Here is an 18,717-nt window from a genome sequence, read left to right as displayed (position 1 = left end):
GAGTAGCTTGGTGGGGGATGGGGAGCAATCGGGAATGTTGATGGGAGGGTTTTTCTCGGAGTCTTCGGGGGGGCGGGTCGATCCGCGACGCCGCCCAGGTGTGGGCGTTCAACGAGCTGGAACCGGTTCAAGCTAGACTGGCGTAGATCAATGAATTTCTGGGGGAGGAGGTTATTCGCTTCCTGCCTCATGAGCTTTCGGGTCAGAGCTTAGGCTCTTGAAGGTCCAGATGGTCATAAATATGGGCCATGGTTTCAGCCCTGATGTGCCACTTCGTCGCCAGTTCGATTCCCTCACCGGATTGATCGAACACTGCCTTTGCCGCGGTAGTGACGGGAGTTGGAGTGGCACGCGGCATTTGGATGCTGGTGTGAGCGAAATTGTGAAAGTGGGAAAACAAAAAAGGCCCACCTTGCGGTGAGCCTTTTTTGATACTGCGTATGGTGCCGGCACCAGGAGTCGAACCCGGGACCTACTGATTACAAGCTAGGTGCTCAAAACAAACAAATCAATGACTTACGAGACCTCTTGTTACGTGCAGTTACGCCAGAGCCCGCATAGATAGCGGGCTCTGATTCGCTTGTTACGTGGATTTTTGCTCGTAGGTAAATTACAAAGCGATAGGAGGCTTAAGTCATTCTCTTGGCCGGTAAAGGAAATCCATGTCCTCGGCGCGAAGATTCCACTTTTCCGCGATCTCGCGTACTTCTCCGGCATGAAGCAACACATTGTTGGCTGGGGGGAACAGGTTCGCGTAATGATGTGCGAAATGGCCCATCAGCATAACGATAACCTGCAGGTAACCTGACCCCAACATGTACTGATTGTCCAGCGTGACCGCTTGGCCGTTCTGGAGTGCTCCGATGAAGTCGCTGTGTACATGTCCACTTAAGAAGGGATAGGTCGAGGTGAAGTAGGTTTTGTGCAAACCAGCCTCTTCTGCGAGGTCGTTCCAGTGCCAGCCTGTACCCCAATCACCCTTGCGCAATCGCTGTTGCTGGGACTCAGTATAGTTTTGGAAAAGTGGGGATTCCTGGATCACAGGCCACAAAGCGGAAGCATCATCTTCGGCTGCCTGTCGAGAGGTCCGGGCCTCATCGGTCGTTGCGGCGAATTTGCTTCGCTTTTTCCACCCACAATACTCCCAAACATTATGTCGGAATTCTTGTAGCGATTTATTTCCACCGCTGAGAAGCCAGCTCATCACTAAGTAGTTCTCAAGCGATGTGCGAGTCAGAACTGCTACTGATGAGTGGTCAATAAAACCGTGCGCTGGGACGGTCTGACTTTGAAAGGGAGAGGGCTCAAGTAATGTCCGTGCGGAACACATATGACGGAAGAGTTTCTTCGCCAGGTCATGCTGACTGTACATCCACCCTGGAGAGTCGGCTGTCGGATCGTGCAGCGTTGCCTGCGCAGTGATCATGTCTCCCATGAGCCCGATCAGCAGGTCGAATTCCCTTTCAAGCTCTTCCATTCGTTGATACAGCATCAGCTTATCTCCCGCTATCGTCATTTTGATTAAGTGTAGGCCTTCGCCAGTCGCAACTGAGCAGGTGATTTCCTCACTCTCCACGCATGTGAGCTAAATGCCTCATCACGTAGATTTTTGCTCAGTCTGCAGAGGGGGATACGGTAGGTATGCTCAGATCGTATACGTCCATCATCTTGGGGTCACGGTGGCCGCTGGCCTCCTGTTTATCCGCGCGGTTGCCGGTCGTGTCGGTAATGCCACGTCGCTTCAAGTCGTGGAGTGCGAAACGTTGTTCTGGAGTGATGATGTCGTCTGCAAGAGCCAATGTGATGAAACGTTGCCAAGCTGTATCGAGACTGGACTTGCGGAGGGGGCCACCGTGACTGGCCACGATGATGTTCCGGCGCGATGGCATGATCGGGATTGCGGTTTTGCGCTTGGCCCATATCTTGGTTCGATAGGCCTTAGCATGGTCCCAAGCTTTGCGAAGCCTTGGGGTCCAACGAACGATATTGTCGCGGCTGCCCTTGCGGCGATTGGTCAGGATTCCGCTCTCCAGCTCGTTTTCGTCAGTAAGGGTCACGACCTCGATGCCGCGCAACCTGCAGAGGTAGGCCAGTTCCATTACGTAGCCCAGGTATTCGGGACAGCCGCCTTTCTCATTGCGTTGCAGCAGCCCCCTGGCAGTCGCCCGGTCGATAAGGTTGTCCATGACCTGGTGGTTGGGTAGACGGCGCTGTTTGCGCTCTACGGGCGCCTCAATGCCCAGGGCCGGATTCACTTCCAGAAAGCCACGATTGCGGCCCCACTGCAGCACACGGCGCAGGTAGCGGAGTGCATGTGCGGCCTTCGATGGCGTGCCTTCGTCCGCGAGTCGGTCAACGATTCGTTGCACCAGGGCAGAAGTGAATTTCCGAACGGCCAGATCCCCCAACGGTTTTCCCAGCTTGGTGGGAATAGTCAGGAGAACATCGCGGGAGTAGCAATAATCGTCATGGGTTTTCGAACTCAGCTTGTTGTATCGATCGCTGTCGTGGAACTGCGCACAAACGTAGCGGAGCGTTCCCCGGTCGACGTTGGAAGCCTCGTCCATGATTTGGTGTAGCTCTGCCAGCGAAACGGTAGCCGGCGCTATGTTGCGCCGGCGCTGCGTGCCCGTCTCGTCACGATGAAGGGTGTACCAAACCCCTTCGTTTCGCTGATCAAAGTAAACGGCCGCTGGGAGAGCGGCCTGATCGATGTGAGAGGGGATGTGCGGATTATGCTTCCGCTTCCTTGCTTTCCTCATAGGATGTCGGCGTCGTATCGCTCTGTAGCGGCAGGCGTCATGCCTGCGGCTTGGTTAATAAGGTCCAGCGTTGTCCACGGCCCTGTGCGGCCACGGAACAGGCGAACGCCCTGGTCGATCAGTGACCGTTCAACATCAGAACGGCGCTGGTAGCCAGTGATGCGCTGCAGGTCAGTGAATAGCAGGACGCTGTCCGATCGGGAGTTCATTGCTAGCCCTCTGTAAGCTGGAGCACCCCGGGCAGTCTAGCGCTGCGGCCGGGGCATTGTTGTTAGAAGTTGGGATGCAAACTGCTGGATCTATTGGGTCGGTGACGCTGAATGTCGTGCACCTCAAACCTTAAAGTGCCAGCACCGGACTGACTGCGGCACCGGTTGCAGTGGGGTACGCGCCTGCAGGTTTGCGCGAATAGCACTTTCGGTGGGTTTGCTGGCATCGATCAGCTTGTGGGTCCTTCCGTCCTTGAGCATCCGGCGCAGTGTGGCAAGGTCGGGGATACGCTGGCGGTGTTCGTGAGCGACCTCGGCAAACTGGTTGAGGTTGATGGCGATGACGCAAGGGTTTTTGCTGTGGTTGACCAGCGGGCTACCCGGGAGAGTTTCTAGGTAGTCGTACACCTGCCAGAAGTCGTTCAGTTCTTGTGGGTCGGTGGTGATGGCCGCCTGGCGATCGTTGGCCATCCCTGTGATGTATTTGCGTGTTTCGCGCACCATGTGATCAGGCACCTGCAGTACGAGCTGCAGACAGTCGACCAGGGCAAGCAACATGCTGTGGTTGCGGATGATTCGATCGGATGAGAGTTTTTTACTGGCCCACAATTCGGCCCGGTACTTTGGGTAGGCCTCCGCAAACCGTTTCATGACCTGCGGTTCAGCCTTCATCGCCTTGACCATGAAGTGGCTGACGTCGCCCACCTCGGTCTGCACCAAGGCGTCCGCTGCTTTGCGGCTTTCTTCGGTGATGTTGGGCTTCGCGAAGTACAGTTTCGTAATCCGGCTCAGAATCGCTTCATGGCCCGACACACCGGCGTTCTGCGCGATGACGATGGACGCACGGAATGGGGGCTCGTAGGTGTCGTTGCTGTTGTTTTTCACCCCACGTGTCCGCAGCAGACCGCCGCCGTAGTAGTCCTTGAATTCATCCCATTCGAACGACTTCGCATTCTCTGCATCGGTGTTACGGTCGGCCTCAAGCAATACCAGTGGGATGTTCGATACCTGGCCCATTGCTCGGCTTCGACCGGAAATAGAGCCCTTGGCCGGGTCGAAACCCTCATAGAGGCGACCGAACAATTTCCAGAGGAATTTGATCAGCGTGGTTTTGCCTGAGTCGGGTTCGCCAGACATTTCCAGGAATGGAAAACTTTCGTAGTCGGCACGGATCTGCTCCGCGAACAGGGAGCCGAACCAGTATGTCAGCGCTACCAGGCCTTTCTCCCCGAAGCACAACCAGAGGTTGGGCAACCAGTCGTCGCGGTAGCCTTTCGAAGCACTTGCCATGTTGATTTTGATCGACTTCATCAGGCACTTGACGCGAACCTGGCCAAATTCAAAGTAGTCTTCGTCGTTGGCCTTGTAGACGTTCCCGGCCTGTACCGCGATGTCGTTGAAGATGTATGCCTTGTGCTCTTTGCTGTATCCGAGGAAGTCGATTGTCTCGACGGTTTTCAAGCGTTCCGTCTGACGGACGATGATCTGGTCCAGATGCTTTTGTGTGCCGAGCCAGCTCGCGCTAGCGTTCATCAGGCGGGCCTTGAATTCGCTACTGGAGGAGATCTGCTTAGGGGTAAACGTGTGTTTTTCGGGTGCATTGTCGCTGGGAGTATCCACTTGGAAATAGAACCAGGCGTCGCCGGTGACTTCGTTTACCTGCTTATACAGAGCCTGGAAATTACAGTTGGCGATCAGTTTTAGTCCGCAGACGGACTCCAGCACTTTGTTGCGTGCCTGCCGATCGTTTAGCTGTTGGTCGTCGTGATCGTCGCTGTTGAGAAGAGCGCGCTGTTCATCTTCCAGTTTCGACAGGTCGAACTTCGCCCAGTACATCTTGCTCCCGAACTCAAAGTGGAATTCGGATGTGGCGTCCTCCCAGGTGTACATCAGGATGGCCTTATCGCGTGGCGACGGTGCCAATAGCAGGTCACCTTCATGGCGTGCGATTTCAAGGTCACGGCTGCGGCGCTGATCGCGCTTGTCAGCTTCTTCAAAGCTCCAGCGCTGATGCTGGTCGTTCCAGTCAACCTTGCGGCCATCGCGTTGTGGAATCAGGGCAGCGGCACAGCTGAATCCAAGCTGGCGGGACATCTTTACCCAGCGCTGCAGGTAGCCGCGGGCCGCCGGCTCATTGTCCAGAGCCCATACCAGGCGCGGGAGGTTGCCTTTACGTTGTTCTGCCAGTTGCTCCAGGGCGTTCGCGGGATAGCTGACGCTCGACATCGCGGACACAGCATCGATCCCGTTGTGCAGCAAGGCAACGGCATCAAAGATCCCCTCAACGATCCACAGCTCCTTAACGGTGGCCAAGTCGACAGTCGGAGGGCACCACCAGTGACCCAGGGCGCTGTACTTGGGCTTGAAGCGAGCCTTCATCTTGCCGAAGCGAGCGGGCCGATCAATCAGCCTTTCCCAATAGCCCTCGTTTGGTAGCGGAAACCGAATCGTGGCGCTGGATTCGCCCGTTTCGTGGTTTACGTAGTTTTCCTGGGTGAACCAGCCGGTCAACGTCCCTATGTCGAAACCGCGTGCAAACTCCAGGTATGTACGCGCCGTTACCGTCGGATCGTTTTCTGTTGCCGGTGCGCGCTTGCTCCAGTCCTCGAACAGGTCGTCGTACAGATCCTTGACATGCTCGATGTGGCCACAGCGTTCAGGCCGGCCACAGCGGATCTGCCAAGGGTTGTCGTGGCGGGCGTACAGCTCTTTCTTTTTGCATTTTGGGCAGGTGCCGCCGCGCATGTAGTTGGAGCCGGTACGGACCTTCAAGTCGAAATCGAACTGCAACCGCTCGATGACTTGGGCGCGGATATCATCTTTCATTGTGGACATTATTTCGCTGCCTTTAGGCTATGAGAGAGGGCGGCCATAAGGCGTTTTTGTGCTGCCATCACAGGGACGTGGGCGAGAATTGCGCCGTGGCGCAGACCGTTCGCAACAAGGCGGAACTGGTCGTCGTACCAATGTTCGTTGAGGCTCAAGCGATACTGTTCACGCAGCGCGGCCAGCAACGCCTCGGCCTCGGCCGGGGGCAGTTGAGTGGTGACAATTACGGCGTTTGCCATCGTTAAACCTCGATTTCGGGCACAGCTCACCCAAACCCATGGGACGTGGGGCAGGCGATTGGTTGGGTTGGTGTTACGAGTTTGCGGAGCGCAAACGCACGTTGTCCGGGGTGTTCAGGACACGTTCATAAATCAGGCTGACCGGGACAGACCAGCAATGACCCTTCACGGGATCCTTGATCACCACGACGGTGTCGGTGCTGTAGTCCAGGAGCAGGCGCTGGCGGAAAGCGATTTCCGTCAGCTCGATGTGGGCAAGGGACACCAGTTTGGTTGCAACCGATTCGGTAACGTCGAAACTGATGACTAGGTGATCGATCGTGCGATTGAGTAGTGCGGACAGGTCGGCAAGGTGTTCGGCTTGATGACGCTCAAGGAACGCCAGTGCGGCGCTTTGCATGCATTCCTTGTAGTCCATGGCGTTGGTTTGAGCGGTCATTGAGCTTTCCCCGATTTGGCGCGATAGAGATCAATGGCGGCATACACTTCCGCTGTGCGTGCAGCCATGTGCAGGGTGTGAGCATTGATGATTAGTTCTGCTTCGTTCTCGGTGATCACACCGTCCTCAAGCGCTTGGGCAATGATCTGATCGACCGTGCCCTGCTTTGCGGAACTCTGCATAGCCCGTGAATACATCTCCACATTGTCCAGGCTGTCCGGGTGGATCACCGGTACAAACATGCCGCCGTACATCGATGCGACGTAGTTGGCCAAGTGCTGCGTGCCGGTGACTTGCTCCAGCTGGAAGATCTGCGCATCTGTCAGCGGACGGCAGTTGTTGTTCTCGTAGGCGTGGTTGTCGAACTTCTTAAGCTGCAGGCCAATACGAGCAGCGGCGCATTCGCGCCCACCTTCGTAGGCGCAAATAATCGCACTTACGACTTCGCGGCGTGTTTTTAGAACCTGACTTTTCATTTTCTGCTGTTCCCTCAGAGACCTGGCCATTACTGTGCAATCACGCCGTCTTTGATACCGAGTAACACGGCGGCGCGATGTGCCTCCCCCCGGCGACCTTTGATCCGACCGTTCAATAGGTCGCTGACTAAATTTTTATTCAACCCATGCTTACGGCTGAACTCCGCGATGCTCACTCCCTTGTGATCAAGAGCGGCCCGGGCTTGCTCGGGTGTAATGGTGGCGGGCATCATGTCTACTCTGTTCGTTTGTGGTTGTTTCTGTTTGTCTGTGGTGATTCTTGGTCAAATATTTGATCAGGTCAAGTGTGGTGAATAAAAAAATGCTCATAGCTGACGGAGTAGGTGATCGCCTAAGGGAAGAGCGCGAGCGCTTAGGTTTGAATCAAACTGATTTTGGGACATTGTTAGGAGTCAGCCGTGGGACTCAAAAAAATTACGAGCAAGGTGCCAATTCATTGGATCTTCGTTACGTTTCGGCGCTGGCGGAACATAAGGTTGACGCGGGATACGTGCTTTCTGGGCATCGATCTCCACCACCTGGTCAGGGGCTTGAGCCTGCAGAAGCTGATCTGATCGAGCAGTTCAGGCGCTTGCCTTTGGATGATCAAAAAACTGTGCGACGAATCGTTAAGTCCATGGCCGCTGAGGCAGACGAAGGCTCCAATTAAGTTGTAACAATTTACGTATCTCCATCGAAATGCCTGCGTTAGAACGCGATGGCTGCCCCAATACCGTCGATTCAGCAAATGCATTAACGGAGCAGTACGCATGTTGGATCGCAAGATACTTGAAAGCAGTTATCGCGGGTCGGTTGGCCATGAATGGCTAGAGCTGACGGATCTCGAAGTCCGGCTTATAAAGCTGTACCGACAAGTACCGGAAAAAGAGCGCAAACAAGTTCGGCGTATAGCCGGATACCTTGCACAGCCTTCTGATATTGAATGATGTCCTGGGATTGATGCTTCAGGCCGCTTCCCTTTAACCTTAAATTTAGCGCCGGCCCCCGTATAGCTGGCGCTTTGTCGACTCGTCAGGCGGCGCCAAGCTGATCAAAAAGCTCTCGCTGTTTCGCCCTGGGCATATCCCTCAAACGGTCGAATAACATTCTTTCGTATGACTGAGCCGAAGGACTAAGGGTGTGCGAAAACGTCAAGTTTGCTACCCAGGTGTGCCCGCAAGTTGCGTCCAGGCACTGGCAATACAACTTCGCAAAGTCTCGGGAAAGCTCTTCTCTAGAAGCAATCCGGCCCTTGTTCCCGCATTTGCAGATAACTCTCATCGTGTCCCTCCCCAGGGCAGCCAATAGCCACTATTTTGCCACAATTTGTAGTGGTAATAGCTGCTTCAGTTCGTATATGAAGTGTTATCAGCTAGTGATCCGGCTTCTTGCCAGCTAATTCTCCTATCATTTCGTAGTGTGTCGTTCAGTTGGTTGAACAGCTGACAGATCGGCCTGATCTCATTGCTGGTGTACACGCGATCGATCTTTTCAATATCGCCAAATCCCCCGCTGTTTTCCGGGATGATGCCCGCCAGTGCTGGGTTCATACGCCAGGCAGCAATCACGTCATTGCGGGTGATGTTCTTCACCTTCTCCAGTTCGTCCTTGGCCTGAAAGTCCCCCACGGGGATGATCTGGATCGCGTTTTCCTTGCCGTTGGGGATGTTGACGAACATCGAGCGGAAGTTACCCACACCCTTGCTGGCACTGATCTGGGCGCGCAGGTTCTCTTCGTCTTCCTCGGTCAGGTCCGGGTCGTTGGTGTAGAAGATGTAGCCCGCGTGCGCGCCGTTGCTGTAGTAGCGCCGGCGGAACAGGGTTGCGGCCTCGTTGAGCAACAGCGCCTGCAGCCCGCCCAGGTAGTCGGGCACGCCGTAGATGTTCTGTTCCACGTCGTAGTCCAGGACGTGTTCAATTTCGTCCTGGTCGAAGTCCATAAATTTGCTGTCTGGCAGCAGCATCCTGAAACCACCGTCGACCTTCACCCGCATGTTGATGGCGGGGAGGTGCTGCAGCTCCAGGACCTCGCCGAAGGCGTTGGCGTCGCGATAGAAATAGGATTCGCCAAACACCATGTAGTCCAGGCCGGCCCGGCCCATGGTCTGCGTGCTACAGCCCTCGGATGGAATGAACTCACGCAGCAACAGGTTGCGTTTGAACTTCGGAATGGCGCCGTGGTGCGCGTTGGCGCGCAGCAGCTTGGCCAGGCCCGCCCGTGACACCGGTGGCTTGTAGATCTCGCCGTCGTCGCTGGGAAACACCCCCAGGTACTCCCCGATGTTGCCGGACAGTACCTGTTCGGGTTCCCCGAACGTGAACGCCCGCATGGGCTGCTGCTGTCGTACCTGCTGGTTGGCTTGGGGCTTTCTGCGTCGTGGTTTGGGCATTGTTTCCGCTCGTGACGTAGCGGCTACGGCGCCGCTTGTTGGTATTCAGGGGTTCGTTGGCCAGGGCGTGCATGACGGCCCAGGCGATATCGGCGTGACCTGTGGCGTCTGTGCGCGAAGCGCTGTAGGTGACCTGGCCGCTGTTGGTGGTGCCGCGCTTGATGGTCAGGAACGCCTGGGCGATGTCCGTCCAGCCGGCGTCCCACTCGATGCGGCTTCCCTGGATCGTGTCCTGGGCCTTGAGCACCAGGGTGTTTTTGGTCTCAAGGCTGTAGTGAATCGGCGTTGCCTTCGCGTAGAAGTCGCGCACCAGGTCGAACACGCCATAGCCCACGCCGGTGATATCGATCCCGATGTGTTGGACGTTGAAACGCTCGGTAAGCTTTTTGACCTGGGCGGCCTGGTAGGTGAACGAATGCCCCCGCCAGCTGTGCTTCTCCAGGATGCGGAATTTCGCCCCGGGTTCCAGCGGCGGGGCGACCACCACGCACGTGGCGTCGTCGCGGGTCCGGCTGGGATCGTAGCCAAGCCACACCGGGCTGTTGCCGAATGGACGATCCAGATCCGGGTTGTAGTCCTCCCACAACGTCAGGTCGGAATAGCAGCGCTCCAGATCCTTGAGGCCGAATGCGCTCTGGCTGCTGTCGATGAACTTGCAGTAGAACAACTGCTGGAACTTGTCTTCGTCGTACTCCAGCTGCAGTTGTTCCAGGTCGAACAGATCGCAGCCGCCGGCGATAGCGTCGTCGATGGTAATGGTCTTGCGCCATTGGCCATCGGGGCACAGGGCACCCTGGGTATATGACGCCTCGGTGGGCCAGGTGCCGCCGGCCTTCTTGCCGCGCTTGCTGTTGCGGAACTCCTCTCCCGACCAGAACGGGTAGGCCTGGTGTGATACGGCGCTGGGCGTCGAAAAGTAGGTTTTACGCCACTTCTTGTGGGTGCCCATGGCGCTGGCCACGGTGCTGAGCTTTTCGAAGTCGCGGATCCAGAAGTATTCGTCCACGTACACATGGCCGTGGTAGCCCTGGGCGGTGCTGCTGTTGGTGCTGAGAAACCGCAGCTCGGCGCCGTTGCTGAGCGTGATCGGGTTGCCGGTCAGTTCGATGCCGAACCACTCCTGGGCAAAGCCGATGATGTAGCTGCGGAAGATTTCGGACTGGGCGCGGCTGGCGGAGAGAAAGACCTGGTTGTCACCTGTAAGCACCGCGTCCATGAACGCTTCGCCGGCGAAATAGTAGGTCAGGCCGACCTGGCGGCTTTTCAGGATGTTCCGGATCCGGCAGGTCAGCGGGTTTTGCTTGGCGGCGAACAGTTCCTGCTGATAGCGGTACATCTTGCTGATGAACTTATCCAAGAAGTCGACTTCGGTCAGCTCGCTGACATCGTTCTTCACCTTCTTTTCGCGCTTCTTGCCGCCGCCGTCGCCACGACTGGAACGCTCGCCGCGCTGCCCCGGGCGACGCTCCTGGGGCTCGCCGGCAGATTCCCCGATCGGCGTCGGCGTCGGCTTGGCTGCCTGCTTTAACAGACGCTCGCGAACGGTGGTCAGTCGATCCAGCTCGTTGAGCTCGTCCTTTGTCAGGTTGCTGGCTTTGTCCAGGAGAAGGGTGATTCGCCGGCCCACGGCGGTCAGCGGTTCTTCGTCCGACAGCATGTCTTCCCACCCGCCCTGGCGGATCCAGTAGTAGACGATCCGGATGTTGGGCAGGTTGAGCTGCGCCTGAATTTCCTTGGCCTTACAGCGGCGCAGGAACAGGCGTTTGGCGGCTTCTTTAACTTCGGTCGAGTAGTACATGGGCCGCAGTCTATGCGGCGAAAACGCTGGAAACGCGGGGTTAAATTCCGTGATCCACCTATATCGCTAATATAGGAGAAACGCGCATTTGAATCGTTTGTTTGGGGCTTGGCGGCTCCCTATCGTGGCGGCTCATTCAGTGATTGAGCGCAGTCAAATCCATGCCCCGTTCCCTTGTTTCGTTCTGGAAACGTGTCGCCACCAGCGGAGCCACCGTTGATGGGCGCGTGATCCTTCCCCAGGAACTGCGCGATATCGCTGAAACCTACAAGCCGTCGTTCTACACGGCGGTGATCTGGTGCGATCACGAACGCTGGCCAGGCTCCCATGGCACCGTCTATGCGGTGCGACTGGTGGAAGAAGCCGACGACCTGGAGCCGGGCGAAGTCGCGTTGGAAGCTCAATTGAAGCCCAACGACCGGCTGCTGTACCTGAATGATCAGGGCCAGAAGCTGTTCACCAGCATCGAGATCACTCCGGACTTCCGTGGCAAGGGCAAAGCCTACCTCACTGGCATGGGAGTCACCGATCAGCCGGCCAGTGTGGGCACCCAGGAACTCTACTTCTCCCACAAGAACACCCGTGCATCGTACTACGCCGCCTCGGTCGAACTCGGCCGCCTGCAGGACGACAGCCAGGCCAGCGCCGAAACCGGCCTGATCAATGCTCTGACCGGTTTTTTCAAGCGTTTCGCCGCCGAATCCCTGCCCACCGAAACCACTCCACCCAACACAGAGAGCAAACCCCCAATGGATGAAGCTACAGCAACGGCTTTGACGGCCCTGGTGGCGCAGCTGCTGGTTGTCGCTGCCGGCCTCCAGGCTGTCATTGAGCCTGCCGCCGCAGACGCCCCCGAGCCTGACCAGGACCTGATCGATGATGTCAGCACTGCCGTGGATGACATCGTGGCCACGGCCGAGGAAGAGCGCGAGTTCCGCCGCAAAGGGAAGGGCAATCAGTCCGTGCTGGCGAAGCTGGACGCTCTGCAGAAGCAATTCACCGCACTGCAGAACACCTCCGCCGGTCGCCAGTTGCCGCGCAACCCGGGCCCGGTAACCACCGTCAAAAAGCGGGTGCTCTAACATGGCCTATTCACTGAGCGCCTTCGGCGCCCAAATGTTCGCGGAGCTACAACTCGCCATCGCGGAAAGCTATGGCGTCGACCTGGCTACCAAGATGTTCAGCGTCGACCCGACCATTGCCCAAGAGCTGAACGACGCCATCACGGCTAAGTCGGACTTCCTGGAGCGGATCAACGTCATTCCGGTGACCGAGATCAAAGGCCAGAAGGTCTTCATTGGCGTGTCGGGGCCGGTCACAGGCCGCACCAACACCAAGACCACCGATCGCGAAGCCAAAGATGCGTCGTCGCTGGATCAGGACACCTACGAGCTGTCGTCGACCGAGTCCGATGTGGGCCTGCCTTACGCCAAGATCGATGCCTGGGCCAAATTCCCGGACTTCCATCAGCGTTACTCCGCAGCTGTGCAGAAACAGATCGCGCTGGACCGCATTATGGTCGGCTTCCACGGCACCCATGCTGCCGTGCAGACCGACATCGATAAATACCCGATGCTGCAGGACGTCAACAAAGGCTGGCTGCAACAGGCCCGGGAACAGATCCCGGCCCAGGTCCTCAAGGAAGGCAAGGACGCCGGCAAGGTAACCCTCGGCGCTGGTGGCGACTATGCCAACCTCGATGCTCTGGTGCACGACACCAAGCAACTGGTGGACGAGCGTCTGCGCGACGCCGGCGACCTGATCGCGATCATCGGCACCGACCTGCTGGCCGCTGACAAGGCCAAGCTGTATTCGAAGCAGGGCGACACCCCGACCGAAAAAGAGCGCATCGAAGAAGCCCAGGTAATCGCCACCTACGGCGGCCTGCCGAGCTTTAGCGTGCCGTTCTTCCCGGTCAACGGCGTGGTCGTCACCAGTTGGGACAACCTTTCGATCTACTTCCAGGACTCCAGCTGGCGCAAGCAGACCGTCGACAATCCAAAGCGCTCCCGCGTTGAGGACTACAACAGCCGCAATGAAGGTTATGTGATCGAGCAACTGGAAAAGTTCGCCATGACCGAAAACGTGGAGCTTCTGGCGTGAGTCTGGCCCTTGCGCACAAGCGGCGCACCATCGCACTGGGAAGCGCCGCCATTACGGCGGCTGCCGCCTCCGCAGCTCTTCCTTACTCGCCGGCGGAAGCCCTGAGCAGCCCCGCCAATGCGCGAAAGCACTTGCTGCTGCAGGAAGCCGCACTGGATCAGGACCTGGAGCGCATCAGCGCAATCAACGGCCTGGCCGGACGCCAGGCCCTCAAGCGCGACGAGCTGCTGCCCAAGTATCAAGAGTACGTCCAGCGTTACTGCGAGTCGGGGTTGAACTTCCCGAACCGTGTTGCGGTGCAGGTGATGGTCTGGCTGTTCGATACCGCCCAGTTCGATGACGCCCTGGAGCTGGCCGACTTCCTGATCGAGCAGGGCCAGCAGATGCCGGAGCGTTTCAAGCGCCGCGACATCCAGACCTTTGTGGCCGACGCCGTGTGCGAGTGGGCCTACGCCGAATACAAAGCAAGCCGCAGCCCGGAGCCTTACCTCTCCGACCTGCTGCCGCTGGTTGACGGTGAGTGGCAGCTCACGGAGCAGATCCCGAGCAAGTACCACAAGTTGATTGGGATTCGTGCCCTGGAAGCCGGGCTGCTGGAAACCGCGCTCAAGCACTTGGAGCGTTCGACCGAGCTGTACGCCCAGGCCGGCAACGACACCCGTATCGAAAAGGTCCGCAAGGCCCTGGCAAAACAAGCGGCCGCTAACCCGGCCACCGAATAACCAACTACCCCCCCAGCGGGGACTTGTGGAAGTGAGCCGCCCATTTATGGACCGTCCCACTGAAAACAGGCTCCCCGCCCTATTTGAGCGCCCAGCAATGAGCTTTTCCGGGAAACCCACCACCTTTGTGGAACAGACAATCGAGAACGACGGTTTTTGGCCGAACCTCTCCCTGTCCGAATTCCAGAAGGAATACCGCCTGCCGGCGGAGTACTTGGTAGAGCTGCTGGGCGGTGATCTGGCCGTGGCCATGATCGAGGTCAACGGTGACCTGGCCAAGTGCAAGGCCCGGTGGCAGGCCTTCGGCATCAACAACGTTGAGGCAGCAGACACGGTGCTGCTACAGGAGCGTGCATTCAAGGTGAAGCTTTACAAGCGCGCCGTGTATTGCCGCACTAAGGCCAATCTGTTGCCACAGTTCGCCACGGTTACGCGCAGGGAAAGCGCCGAGAACACCGGCAAGGAAGCCCCGGAGCGGGCGGAAACCTTCCTCGCTTTCAGCCAGCAGGCCGTGCGCGCTCTGCAGGGTCGTGGTCGCATCACGGCGTCTTTGCAGTGAACAAGTTGCGAGCCCTGACGGCGTACCTCATCGAACAGAACCTGGTGCCCCCGGAACAGTTGGACAGCTTCACCGAGCAGGTGACCCTGGACCTTATCTGGAAGCCCGGGAAAAGCGGTATGCACATGGGTGACATGCGTTACCGCGCCGTCATCGTGATGGAGCGGTTCGCCGAAAACCCGGTGCTGCTGATGGCCCTTGTTGGGGCGTGGCTTGAAACCTTTGATCCCGATCGAGACGACTTGCCGGCGCCCAACTTCACTGTGGAGCCGCTGGACAACGATCTGTTCGATGTCGAGCTAACGCTGGAATTCCAGGAAGGCCAATACCTGACCGAGGATCCAGACGGCCCGATCAAGGTCGGCAGCAAGCAGTACGGACTGATCCCGTACGTGCTGTGGACAGCAGAACACGGCGAGGTCCGCAGCCATGGCGCGTAGCACCCTGGAGCTGGACGCACGCGGCTACCTAGGCGTGCGTGAGCAGTTGGCGCTGCTGAGCCTGCCGCCGCAGTTACGCCGGCGCCTGCTGAACAACGTCTCCAAGCGTGTGCGGACCATGGGCCGTAAGCGTGTGCGTGACCAGCAGAACCTGGACGGCTCGCCTTTCGAGGCCCGCAAGGGTTCGGGCAAAGGCAAAAAGAAGATGGAGTCCGGCCTGGCCAAACTGATGGAGGTCACCCGGCTGAGCGCTGATGAAGCCGAGCTGGGCTGGCGTAACGCGCTCACCAGGTGGGTCGCCGCCCAGCAACACAACGGTGTCAGCGAGCGGCGTACGGCTGCGCAGATGAAGCGCTGGAACAAGGTGCCCGCTGGCACTGCTTGCACCGACAAACAGGCCAAGCGCTTGCGCCGCTTGGGTTTTCGCACCCGGCAGAAGGGTAAAAAAAGCCTGACCAGGCCGTCGATGGGTTGGATTCAAGACCACGTTAACTACGCCCAGGCCGGCTTGTTGATCCGCATTTTGAACGACGAAAAAACCGAATCCACTGGCGCACAGAGTTGGGACATCACCCTGCCCAAACGCCAGTTCATCGGTGTTAGCAGCGAACGTGACACCAGCGAACTGGTGAACCAGGTGCTGCAGCAAATCCTTAATTCACCCCGCTAACGAGGCACAGCATGGCACTTGGCAAAGTCAGCGTTAACAATCTCAATCTGGGCCAAGGTGGCGTGACTGAGATCGAGCGCTATTTTCTGTTCATCGGCGCCGGTCCGAAAAACGCCGGCAAATTGATCCCGCTCAACACCGACAGCGATCTGGACGCCCAACTGGGCATCCCGGACAGCGACCTGAAAACCCAGGTCAAGTCCGCACGCCTCAATGGCGGCGATCGCTGGTCGTGTCTGGCGGCTCCGATCGGCGCAGATGGGACATGGGCGATCGCCCTGGAAACCGCCCAGCAACAGGGCTATTCCATCGAAGCTGCGGTGATCACAACACCGGTGAACAGTGGTACCGAACTGTCGGCGATGCATGACGCCGCCGTGGAATTGAATAGCACCTATGGCCGTCGTGTCTTTGTGATGGCAGCGTCTGCCGGCATCGCTGCCGCCAAGACCTGGTCGGACTACCTGGTCGAGCAAAAGGCGATCACCAAAGACCTGTTGGCCCCGCGTGTACTGGTCGTGCCTCAGTTGCACGGCAATGACCTGGGCGTGCTGGCAGGTCGCTTAGCGAATGCCGCCGTGAGCATTGCCGACAGCCCGATGCGTGTAGCCAGCGGCTCACTGTTGGGCCTGGGGCCCGTGCCGACCGACTCTGAAAACATCCCGTTGCCATCGGCGATCCGTGCCGAGCTGGACAATGCGCGCTTCTCCGTCTCGCAGACCTACCCCGATTACCCGGGCGTGTACTGGGGCGACGGCAACATGCTCGATGCGCCGGCGAGCGACTTCCAGGTAGTCGAGTACTTGCGTTTGGCCGACAAGGCCGCTCGCCAGGTGCGCCCACTGCTGATTCGCCGCGTTGCCGATCGGCGCTTGAACAACTCCCCCAACAGCATGGCCGCTGCCGTCAGCGCGCTGATGGCCCCGCTGCGTGCGATGGCCAAGTCCGCGACCTTTGCTGGCCAGGTGTTCCCAGGCGAGATCCTTGCGCCCAAGGACGGCGACATCGTCCTGGTGTGGCTGAGCAAAACCAAGGTGGAGGTGTACATCAAGATCACCCCGCTCAACTGCCCTAAAGACCTCACGGCGAACATCGCCCTGGACCTTTCCAACGACGATTAGGAGTAAGCCCCCATGTCACGTATTGGCGGCAAGAACTTCGACGTGAACCTGGGCGATATGCAGGTACACGTTGAAAGCTGCACCCTGGATATCACCGACAACGGTAAAACCGCACAAACCCGGGGCGTGCCTGACGGCTACGTCGACGGCGACGTGGCAGCAGCTGGCGACTTTGAATTGGACTCGTCCAATTTCAACCTGCTTATCGAAGCTGCGCGCACTGCTGGCAGCTTCCGCAAGCTGGAAGCGTTCGACGTGGTTTTCTTTGCCAAGGCCGGCGATGAAGAACTGCGCATCGAGGTTTTCGGCTGCAAGTTGAAGGTGTCCAGCCTGCTCAGCATCGATCCCAAGGGCGGCGAGAAGACCAAGCACAAACTGCCTTTTGAGGTTACTAGCCCGGACTTTATTCGCATCAACGGTGTGCCGTACCTGGACTCATCTGAGATCGAGGGCCTGCGCTAATGGGCGATTGGCTCGACGACGCCAAGGCGATCGAGGAGCTGGAGCGCGAGCGGTCGATTCAGGCACAGCTCGCTCGTCCGCGCCCCTCAGGGCCAAGCCTGCCCGACTGCATCGACTGCGATAACGAAATCCCTGCAGCGCGCCAGGCGCTGGGCGGTATCACCCGCTGCGTGCCTTGCCAGACCCTACACGAGCGGAGCTACCGCCGATGACCGATGCAACCACACCCGACCTGGCGAACTCCGCACGCCTGGGGCGCCTAGAGCGAAAAATGGCCGTGGTCGAACACCGCGTGGGCCAAATGGAAACGGTCCCGACGCGCGTCACCAAGTTGGAACAGCAATTTGAACACCTTGCTGGCCAGCTCTCGGAACTCAACGAGGGCCAGCAGAAGCTGACCAGCGTTGTGTCCGGCCTTGGCACCAAAATCACCTGGGCGCTGGCTGTGGCCAGCACCTTGTGGGCCGTGCTGCAGATGATCGGCCCAACCTTGCTTCGGGTGGTTTTCCCATGAGCCTGCGCGGCAAGATCGCCGCCGGCGGACTCACGCTTTGTAGTTCAGTCCTGGTGCTGTTCCTGGGCACCTGGGAAGGCAACGGCCAGAACACCGTTTATGCCGACAAATTGGCTCAGGGCCTGCCGACCGTGTGCAAAGGCATCACCCGCTACACCAGCCCGTACCCGGTGATTATCGGTGACTACTGGTCGGACGCTCACTGCAGCGAGGTGGAACAGCTGGTGATCCGCAAAGGGCAACTGCAGCTGGCCGACTGCATCACCAATCAGAAGGTTGGCCAGAACACGTTCGACGCGCTGAGTAGTCATGGCCACAACGTTGGCATGCCAAGCACGTGCGCCAGTCGGGCCGTCGGGTTGATCAACTCCGGTCGAATCAAGGACGGCTGTAACGCACTGGCCTGGGCGGCGGATGGCAAAACACCTGTGTGGGCCTACGTCACCACTGCTCCGGGGCAGAAGGAATTTGTCCGTGGCTTACACCGGCGTCGGCTGGCAGAGGCCGAACTGTGCAAGGCGGGTCTGTGATGCGTGATGCCATTTTCCCCCTGGTGGTAGGCCTAGTGGCCTGGCTCGGCTTTGACCTCTTACAGGGCCAGCGTGATACCGCACGCATCGAGCGTGACGCCGCTGTATTCGAGGTGACCGGCCTTCGCGAAGCGGCGCGCATCAGCGGCGAGATGTTGGCCGAGCGCGACGCTATCGACCTTCAACGTACCCAGGAATTGAACGATGAACGCATGGAAAACGACGGCCTGCGCCTCGCTGTTCGCACTGGCCTTAAGCGGTTGCGCGTCAACGCCACCTGCAGCGCCCCCACGACCGGTATCACCGGCGCCGGCGGCTTGGCTGATGGCGGATCCGCCGAACTCACAGAAGACGCTCGACAAGATTATTTCACCCTCAGAGATCAGCTTGCCCTCAGCAAGCAAATGATCCTGGGCCTGCAGGACCACGTGCGCCGAGTTTGCCTGCGCTGATC

General features: G+C 58.4%; 25 protein-coding genes. 14 read left to right on the top strand and 11 right to left on the bottom strand.

What is annotated here, in order from left to right:
* Positions 1-634 precede the first annotated feature (634 nt).
* The 8 genes from HF257_RS05775 to HF257_RS05740 form a co-directional block, all read right to left on the bottom strand.
* Positions 635-1,492, bottom strand: a complete 858-nt coding sequence (locus HF257_RS05775) for a DUF5677 domain-containing protein (RefSeq protein WP_185712058.1) — start codon at positions 1,490-1,492, stop codon at positions 635-637.
* Between the two features lie 121 nt (positions 1,493-1,613).
* Complete coding sequence (locus HF257_RS05770; protein WP_185712057.1) at positions 1,614-2,762, bottom strand: site-specific integrase; 1,149 nt, start codon at positions 2,760-2,762, stop codon at positions 1,614-1,616.
* On the bottom strand, positions 2,759-2,971 hold the full coding sequence (locus HF257_RS05765; protein WP_185712056.1) for a hypothetical protein: 213 nt from the start codon (positions 2,969-2,971) through the stop codon (positions 2,759-2,761). The genes HF257_RS05770 and HF257_RS05765 overlap by 4 nt, the downstream gene beginning before the upstream one ends.
* Before the next feature lie 123 nt (positions 2,972-3,094).
* Entirely contained in the window at positions 3,095-5,797 is a 2,703-nt protein-coding gene (locus HF257_RS05760) for a toprim domain-containing protein (protein ID WP_408635613.1), read from the bottom strand.
* Between the two features lie 8 nt (positions 5,798-5,805).
* Positions 5,806-6,039, bottom strand: a complete 234-nt coding sequence (locus tag HF257_RS05755; RefSeq protein WP_185712054.1) for a hypothetical protein — start codon at positions 6,037-6,039, stop codon at positions 5,806-5,808.
* 73 nt (positions 6,040-6,112) lie between these two features.
* Positions 6,113-6,478, bottom strand: a complete 366-nt coding sequence (locus tag HF257_RS05750) for a hypothetical protein (protein ID WP_185712053.1) — start codon at positions 6,476-6,478, stop codon at positions 6,113-6,115.
* Positions 6,475-6,954 carry a YmfL family putative regulatory protein gene (locus HF257_RS05745; protein ID WP_332872294.1) on the bottom strand — a complete coding sequence of 160 codons (480 nt, stop codon included), beginning with the start codon at positions 6,952-6,954 and terminating at the stop codon, positions 6,475-6,477. Before HF257_RS05745 ends, HF257_RS05750 begins: the two co-directional genes overlap by 4 nt.
* Positions 6,955-6,983: 29 nt before the next feature.
* On the bottom strand, positions 6,984-7,184 hold the full coding sequence (locus tag HF257_RS05740) for a DNA-binding protein (RefSeq protein ID WP_178963362.1): 201 nt from the start codon (positions 7,182-7,184) through the stop codon (positions 6,984-6,986).
* 92 nt (positions 7,185-7,276) lie between these two features.
* On the opposite strand from HF257_RS05740, the gene HF257_RS05735 reads away from it, so the two are divergent.
* On the top strand, positions 7,277-7,624 hold the full coding sequence (locus HF257_RS05735) for a helix-turn-helix domain-containing protein (RefSeq protein ID WP_185712075.1): 348 nt from the start codon (positions 7,277-7,279) through the stop codon (positions 7,622-7,624).
* Between the two features lie 100 nt (positions 7,625-7,724).
* Complete coding sequence (locus HF257_RS05730; RefSeq protein WP_185712051.1) at positions 7,725-7,901, top strand: hypothetical protein; 177 nt, start codon at positions 7,725-7,727, stop codon at positions 7,899-7,901.
* A gap of 85 nt (positions 7,902-7,986) precedes the next feature.
* Here HF257_RS05730 and HF257_RS05725 read toward each other — a convergent pair whose 3' ends face one another.
* The 3 genes from HF257_RS05725 to HF257_RS05715 form a co-directional block, all read right to left on the bottom strand.
* Positions 7,987-8,235, bottom strand: coding sequence for an ogr/Delta-like zinc finger family protein (locus HF257_RS05725; RefSeq protein WP_185712050.1), 249 nt, complete (start codon positions 8,233-8,235; stop codon positions 7,987-7,989).
* Between the two features lie 65 nt (positions 8,236-8,300).
* A complete protein-coding gene (locus HF257_RS05720) occupies positions 8,301-9,179 on the bottom strand; it encodes a phage portal protein (RefSeq protein ID WP_185712074.1) in 879 nt (292 codons plus the stop codon).
* Positions 9,091-11,142, bottom strand: a complete 2,052-nt coding sequence (locus HF257_RS05715) for a terminase large subunit domain-containing protein (protein ID WP_185712049.1) — start codon at positions 11,140-11,142, stop codon at positions 9,091-9,093. Before HF257_RS05715 ends, HF257_RS05720 begins: the two co-directional genes overlap by 89 nt.
* Before the next feature lie 161 nt (positions 11,143-11,303).
* Between HF257_RS05715 and HF257_RS05710 the strand changes: the two genes are divergently transcribed.
* The 12 genes from HF257_RS05710 to HF257_RS05655 all read left to right on the top strand — a co-directional run bounded on the left by HF257_RS05710 (position 11,304) and on the right by HF257_RS05655 (position 18,715).
* A complete protein-coding gene (locus tag HF257_RS05710) occupies positions 11,304-12,224 on the top strand; it encodes a GPO family capsid scaffolding protein (RefSeq protein WP_185712048.1) in 921 nt (306 codons plus the stop codon).
* Between the two features lies 1 nt (position 12,225).
* Positions 12,226-13,245, top strand: coding sequence for a phage major capsid protein, P2 family (locus HF257_RS05705; protein ID WP_185712047.1), 1,020 nt, complete (start codon positions 12,226-12,228; stop codon positions 13,243-13,245).
* Positions 13,242-13,967 (top strand): phage terminase small subunit, encoded by a 726-nt coding sequence (gene gpM, locus HF257_RS05700; protein ID WP_185712046.1) that lies wholly within the window; start codon positions 13,242-13,244, stop codon positions 13,965-13,967. Before HF257_RS05705 ends, gpM begins: the two co-directional genes overlap by 4 nt.
* Positions 13,968-14,064: 97 nt before the next feature.
* A complete protein-coding gene (locus tag HF257_RS05695; RefSeq protein ID WP_185712045.1) occupies positions 14,065-14,526 on the top strand; it encodes a head completion/stabilization protein in 462 nt (153 codons plus the stop codon).
* A complete protein-coding gene (locus HF257_RS05690) occupies positions 14,523-14,966 on the top strand; it encodes a phage tail protein (protein ID WP_185712044.1) in 444 nt (147 codons plus the stop codon). The genes HF257_RS05695 and HF257_RS05690 overlap by 4 nt, the downstream gene beginning before the upstream one ends.
* Positions 14,956-15,636 (top strand): phage virion morphogenesis protein, encoded by a 681-nt coding sequence (locus HF257_RS05685; protein ID WP_185712043.1) that lies wholly within the window; start codon positions 14,956-14,958, stop codon positions 15,634-15,636. The genes HF257_RS05690 and HF257_RS05685 overlap by 11 nt, the downstream gene beginning before the upstream one ends.
* Positions 15,637-15,647: 11 nt before the next feature.
* On the top strand, positions 15,648-16,757 hold the full coding sequence (locus HF257_RS05680) for a DUF2586 domain-containing protein (RefSeq protein ID WP_185712042.1): 1,110 nt from the start codon (positions 15,648-15,650) through the stop codon (positions 16,755-16,757).
* 12 nt (positions 16,758-16,769) lie between these two features.
* A complete protein-coding gene (locus HF257_RS05675; protein ID WP_185712041.1) occupies positions 16,770-17,219 on the top strand; it encodes a phage protein in 450 nt (149 codons plus the stop codon).
* Complete coding sequence (locus tag HF257_RS05670; protein ID WP_185712040.1) at positions 17,219-17,431, top strand: TraR/DksA C4-type zinc finger protein; 213 nt, start codon at positions 17,219-17,221, stop codon at positions 17,429-17,431. Before HF257_RS05675 ends, HF257_RS05670 begins: the two co-directional genes overlap by 1 nt.
* A complete protein-coding gene (locus HF257_RS05665; RefSeq protein WP_185712039.1) occupies positions 17,428-17,733 on the top strand; it encodes a hypothetical protein in 306 nt (101 codons plus the stop codon). Before HF257_RS05670 ends, HF257_RS05665 begins: the two co-directional genes overlap by 4 nt.
* The gene (locus HF257_RS05660) at positions 17,730-18,263 is read left to right on the top strand and encodes a lysozyme (RefSeq protein WP_185712038.1); all 534 of its coding nucleotides are present in this window, start codon (positions 17,730-17,732) and stop codon (positions 18,261-18,263) included. Before HF257_RS05665 ends, HF257_RS05660 begins: the two co-directional genes overlap by 4 nt.
* The gene (locus HF257_RS05655; protein ID WP_185712037.1) at positions 18,263-18,715 is read left to right on the top strand and encodes a lysis protein; all 453 of its coding nucleotides are present in this window, start codon (positions 18,263-18,265) and stop codon (positions 18,713-18,715) included. Before HF257_RS05660 ends, HF257_RS05655 begins: the two co-directional genes overlap by 1 nt.
* The last annotated feature ends 2 nt before the right edge of the window (positions 18,716-18,717 follow it).

The organism is Pseudomonas cremoris (genome assembly GCF_014230465.1).
The sequence above is the reverse complement of the archived record's forward strand: the minus strand, read 5'-3'. Positions and strand labels throughout refer to the sequence as shown.

Bases quoted from the DNA above. Each gene is read 5' to 3' on its own strand.
- HF257_RS05760 (WP_408635613.1), bottom strand. From the start codon at position 5,797: ATGAAAGATGATATCCGCGCCCAAGTCATCGAGCGGTTGCAGTTCGAT.
- HF257_RS05750 (WP_185712053.1), bottom strand. From the start codon at position 6,478: ATGACCGCTCAAACCAACGCCATGGACTACAAGGAATGCATGCAAAGC.
- HF257_RS05705 (WP_185712047.1), top strand. From the start codon at position 12,226: ATGGCCTATTCACTGAGCGCCTTCGGCGCCCAAATGTTCGCGGAGCTA.
- HF257_RS05670 (WP_185712040.1), top strand. From the start codon at position 17,219: ATGGGCGATTGGCTCGACGACGCCAAGGCGATCGAGGAGCTGGAGCGC.
- HF257_RS05695 (WP_185712045.1), top strand. From the start codon at position 14,065: ATGAGCTTTTCCGGGAAACCCACCACCTTTGTGGAACAGACAATCGAG.
- HF257_RS05655 (WP_185712037.1), top strand. From the start codon at position 18,263: ATGCGTGATGCCATTTTCCCCCTGGTGGTAGGCCTAGTGGCCTGGCTC.
- HF257_RS05715 (WP_185712049.1), bottom strand. From the start codon at position 11,142: ATGTACTACTCGACCGAAGTTAAAGAAGCCGCCAAACGCCTGTTCCTG.
- HF257_RS05665 (WP_185712039.1), top strand. From the start codon at position 17,428: ATGACCGATGCAACCACACCCGACCTGGCGAACTCCGCACGCCTGGGG.
- HF257_RS05725 (WP_185712050.1), bottom strand. From the start codon at position 8,235: ATGAGAGTTATCTGCAAATGCGGGAACAAGGGCCGGATTGCTTCTAGA.
- HF257_RS05770 (WP_185712057.1), bottom strand. From the start codon at position 2,762: ATGAGGAAAGCAAGGAAGCGGAAGCATAATCCGCACATCCCCTCTCAC.
- HF257_RS05710 (WP_185712048.1), top strand. From the start codon at position 11,304: ATGCCCCGTTCCCTTGTTTCGTTCTGGAAACGTGTCGCCACCAGCGGA.
- HF257_RS05740 (WP_178963362.1), bottom strand. From the start codon at position 7,184: ATGCCCGCCACCATTACACCCGAGCAAGCCCGGGCCGCTCTTGATCAC.
- HF257_RS05775 (WP_185712058.1), bottom strand. From the start codon at position 1,492: ATGCTGTATCAACGAATGGAAGAGCTTGAAAGGGAATTCGACCTGCTG.
- HF257_RS05675 (WP_185712041.1), top strand. From the start codon at position 16,770: ATGTCACGTATTGGCGGCAAGAACTTCGACGTGAACCTGGGCGATATG.
- HF257_RS05730 (WP_185712051.1), top strand. From the start codon at position 7,725: ATGTTGGATCGCAAGATACTTGAAAGCAGTTATCGCGGGTCGGTTGGC.
- HF257_RS05765 (WP_185712056.1), bottom strand. From the start codon at position 2,971: ATGAACTCCCGATCGGACAGCGTCCTGCTATTCACTGACCTGCAGCGC.
- HF257_RS05735 (WP_185712075.1), top strand. From the start codon at position 7,277: ATGCTCATAGCTGACGGAGTAGGTGATCGCCTAAGGGAAGAGCGCGAG.
- HF257_RS05685 (WP_185712043.1), top strand. From the start codon at position 14,956: ATGGCGCGTAGCACCCTGGAGCTGGACGCACGCGGCTACCTAGGCGTG.
- HF257_RS05745 (WP_332872294.1), bottom strand. From the start codon at position 6,954: ATGAAAAGTCAGGTTCTAAAAACACGCCGCGAAGTCGTAAGTGCGATT.
- HF257_RS05755 (WP_185712054.1), bottom strand. From the start codon at position 6,039: ATGGCAAACGCCGTAATTGTCACCACTCAACTGCCCCCGGCCGAGGCC.
- HF257_RS05680 (WP_185712042.1), top strand. From the start codon at position 15,648: ATGGCACTTGGCAAAGTCAGCGTTAACAATCTCAATCTGGGCCAAGGT.
- HF257_RS05660 (WP_185712038.1), top strand. From the start codon at position 17,730: ATGAGCCTGCGCGGCAAGATCGCCGCCGGCGGACTCACGCTTTGTAGT.